Genomic DNA, 3,726 nt, shown 5'->3' on the forward strand with positions numbered 1-3,726 from the left:
GCTCGCCGCCCGTTGCGCAGCCCGCTGGCCGATGCTGACCGGGTCGGCGAGCAGATTGCCCTGGCGGTTCACGTCGTACCAGTAATCACGCTGCATCTGGCCGTCCGCTTCGGCGATCATCACGCAGCTCAAGCTGTGACGAGTCGATGCGTATCCGCCGATGAAGCCGTGGCTGTTGCCATAAACGCGGCAGCCCTGATGGGTGCTGAGGGTGGTGCCGTCGGCGTTCTTGATTCGGCTGTCAGCGGCAAACGCCGCGGCTTCACAGGCCAGGGCCTGCTCGATGGCTTGCTCCGGAGTGATGTCCCACTGGTGAAACAGGTCGAAATCCTGCACCTCCCTGGCCATCAACGCGGCATCCGCCAGGCCCGAGGCTTCGTCTTCCGAGGTGTGCTTGGCGATAGCCAGTGCAGCGGCAACCGTTTCGCGAATCGCCTCCGGACCGCTGGCCGAGGTGCTGGCCGAGCCTTTGCGCTGGCCGACGTACAAGGTGATGCCAAAACCCTGATCACGGTTGAATTCGACTGTTTCGACTTCACGCTGACGCACCGAAGTCGACAGGCCCTGCTCCAGGGAGACGGCCACTTCACAGGCACTGGCGCCCTGCCGCCTGGCTTCAGCGATGATCTGCTCGACTTGTTCCTGCAGTGCCGGCAACGCTTGTGGGCCGACGCTTTCAACTGCACTCATGCTGTTCTCCACTCAAATTCTGCTTTCGGTAACGGTCATCGAGCGACCGGGCCGGACAAGCGGCCCCCGACTGGTTATCATGGCGACGTTTCTTTGCGGACTGCCACCATGGTTGATTCTTACGACGACTCCCTCGATACGGGAGAAAAAAGCAAATCCCAGGTCAAACGCGAGCTGCATGCTCTGGTTGACCTCGGCGAGCGCCTTACAACGCTCAAGCCTGACTTGCTCAACAAACTGCCATTGACCGACGGATTGCGCCGGGCCCTGGCCGATGCGCCCAAGCACACCGCGAACATCGCGCGTAAACGGCACCTTCAGTTCATCGGCAAACTGATGCGCGATCAGGACACTGACGCCATTCTGGTTCTGCTCGATCAACTCGATGCCTCCACCCGTCAGTACAACGAACGCTTCCATAACCTGGAACGCTGGCGCGATCGTCTGATTGCCGGCGACGACGCCGTACTGGAAAAATTCGTCGTCGAATATCCCGACGCGGATCGCCAGCAACTGCGCTCCCTGATCCGTCAGGCCCAGCATGAGGTTGCGCAAAACAAGCCTCCTGCTGCCAGCCGTAAAATCTTCAAGTACATCCGTGAGCTGGACGAGACTCAACGCGGACTGCGTTAAATCTCGAATCGGGTGAGTCGCGACGCGACTCACCCGAAGCTCGATCCATCAAGCGCCCGTGCCACCCACGGTGATCGCATCTATCTTCAGCGTTGGCTGGCCGACACCCACCGGCACCGACTGCCCATCCTTGCCACACGTGCCCACGCCGCTGTCCAGCGACAGATCATTCCCGACCATCGACACTTTGCTCATGGCTTCCGGTCCGTTACCGATCAGGGTCGCGCCTTTGACCGGAGCAGTGATCTTGCCGTCTTCGATCAGGTACGCCTCGCTGGTGGAGAACACGAACTTGCCGCTGGTGATGTCCACCTGACCGCCACCGAGGTTGGCGCAGTAGATGCCGCGTTTCACCGAAGCGATGATTTCCGCCGGGTCGCTTTCACCGGCGAGCATGTAGGTGTTGGTCATGCGCGGCATCGGCAGGTGCGCGTAGGATTCGCGACGGCCGTTGCCGGTACGCGCCACCCCCATCAGTCGGGCGTTGAGCTTGTCCTGCATGTAGCCTTTGAGTACGCCGTTTTCGATCAGCGTGGTGCACTCGGTCGGCGTGCCTTCGTCATCGACGCTCAAAGAGCCACGGCGACCGGCCAGGGTGCCGTCATCGACAATGGTGCACAGACTGGACGCAACCATCTCGCCCATGCGCCCGCTATAAGCCGAACTGCCCTTGCGGTTGAAGTCGCCTTCCAGACCATGGCCGACCGCTTCGTGCAGCAGCACGCCCGACCAGCCGGAGCCGAGCACCACCGGCAACGTGCCGGCCGGTGCCGGGATCGCTTCGAGGTTGACCAGTGCCTGACGCAACGCTTCGCGGGCATAACCCATGGCGCGGTCTTCGCCGAGGAAATAGCGATAATCGGTCCGACCGCCACCACCGTGACCGCCGCGCTCGCGGCGACCGTTCTGCTCGACGATCACACTGACGTTGAAACGCACCAACGGCCGCACATCCGCCGCCAGACCGCCGTCGGTGGACGCCACCAGAATCCGCTCCCAGACACCGGCCATGCTCACGGTGACTTGCTGGATACGTGGGTCGAGGGCGCGGGTCGCGGCGTCGATTCGCTTGAGCAAGTCGACTTTCTCGGCGCGGGTCAGCACTTCCAGCGGATTGTCCGGCGCATACAACTGCGCGACATCCTGGCTGGTGAACGCCTGCACGGTGCCATGCTGCCCGGCCCGGGAAATCGAACGGGCGGCACGCGCCGCCGCGCCCAGGGCTTCGAGAGTAATGGCATTGCTGTAGGCGAAACCGGTTTTTTCACCCGATTGCGCACGCACGCCCACACCCTGGTCAAGGTTGAAACTGCCTTCCTTGACGATGCCGTCTTCCAGCGCCCAGGACTCGGAGATCTGCCCCTGGAAATACAGGTCGGCGGCATCGATGCCGGGCCCGGCCAGATCTCCGAGTACGCCTTGCAGGCTCTCGATCGTGACGCCACCGGGCGCCAGCAGGTGTTCACTGACTGAGGACAACAACTCGCTCATATGCTTTACGCCTTAAATTCGTCGTTCTGATGCAGGTCGCTGGGCGCCCTGCGAGAAAAAGCGCCGATGACTGGACACCGGCATCCGCGCCCGGATGGACGCCTGTTCGCTGCTGTCGCGTTCGGCCAGCAGCACGGCCTCGCCTTGATCCTGTTGCGCCAGCACACGCCCCCACGGGTCGACGATGGCGGCATGGCCAAAGGTTTCCCGCGGCCCCGGATGCGTCCCGCCCTGGGCAGCCGCGAGTACGTAACATTGCGTCTCGATGGCCCGCGCACGAATCAGCACATCCCAATGCGCCGCGCCGGTCACCGCCGTGAACGCCGAGGGGGTGGTGATCAGTTCCGCGCCGGCCGCGCGCAATTCGCTGTACAGCTCGGGAAAGCGCAGGTCATAGCAGACCGTCAGGCCAACCCGGCCGACGGGTGTGTCCGCCACGACCACCCCGTTGCCATAAGCATAGTCATCGGATTCACGATAACGGCCACGATTGTCCGCCACGTCCACGTCGAACAGGTGCAGCTTGTCGTAGCGCGCCACCGTTTGGCCCTGGTCATCGACCAGCAACGAACAGGCATGCACTTTGGCCGTCGGCTGATCCACCGGCGGCAACGGCAATGTGCCGGCCACAATCCATAACTTGAGGTCGCGCGCGGTCTGTTTCAACCAGGGCAGGATCGGGCCTTCGCCCAATGCTTCGGCGCGCCCGATGTCGGCAATGTCGCGCCGGCCCATGGCGGCGAAATTTTCCGGCAATACCGCCAGTTTCGCGCCGCCGGCGGCCGCTTGTTCGAGCAGTCGACGGGCCTGGGCCAGATTGGCCAGCACATCGCTCTGGCTGACCATTTGAATCACCGCTACAGACATGGCCTTTTCCTTATTGAAATCAACACATACCTTGTAGGAGCGAGC

The 3,726-nt window shown here is 62.7% G+C and carries 4 protein-coding genes; 1 reads left to right on the top strand and 3 read right to left on the bottom strand.

From position 1 onward, the window contains the following. Positions 1–690, bottom strand: a 690-nt coding sequence (locus PMI29_RS16120; protein WP_007997598.1) for a PmbA/TldA family metallopeptidase, incomplete at its 3' end; no start/stop codon positions are given. A gap of 108 nt (positions 691–798) precedes the next feature. Here PMI29_RS16120 and yjgA point away from each other — a divergent pair. Then, entirely contained in the window at positions 799–1,323 is a 525-nt protein-coding gene (gene yjgA, locus PMI29_RS16115; RefSeq protein WP_007986687.1) for a ribosome biogenesis factor YjgA, read from the top strand. A 48-nt stretch (positions 1,324–1,371) separates the two neighbouring features. Here the strand turns inward: yjgA and tldD are convergent, their stop codons facing one another. Together tldD and PMI29_RS16105 are read right to left on the bottom strand one after the other, a co-directional pair. Next, positions 1,372–2,814, bottom strand: a complete 1,443-nt coding sequence (tldD, locus tag PMI29_RS16110) for a metalloprotease TldD (RefSeq protein WP_007997600.1) — start codon at positions 2,812–2,814, stop codon at positions 1,372–1,374. A gap of 12 nt (positions 2,815–2,826) precedes the next feature. Then, complete coding sequence (locus PMI29_RS16105; RefSeq protein WP_007997603.1) at positions 2,827–3,681, bottom strand: carbon-nitrogen hydrolase family protein; 855 nt, start codon at positions 3,679–3,681, stop codon at positions 2,827–2,829. Positions 3,682–3,726: the final 45 nt, after the last annotated feature.

Source organism: Pseudomonas sp. GM49 (genome assembly GCF_000282355.1).
Lineage (GTDB): Bacteria > Pseudomonadota > Gammaproteobacteria > Pseudomonadales > Pseudomonadaceae > Aquipseudomonas.

Coding starts and splice junctions, on each gene's coding strand:
- yjgA (WP_007986687.1), top strand. CDS start 799: ATGGTTGATTCTTACGACGACTCCCTCGATACGGGAGAAAAAAGCAAA.
- tldD (WP_007997600.1), bottom strand. CDS start 2,814: ATGAGCGAGTTGTTGTCCTCAGTCAGTGAACACCTGCTGGCGCCCGGT.
- PMI29_RS16105 (WP_007997603.1), bottom strand. CDS start 3,681: ATGTCTGTAGCGGTGATTCAAATGGTCAGCCAGAGCGATGTGCTGGCC.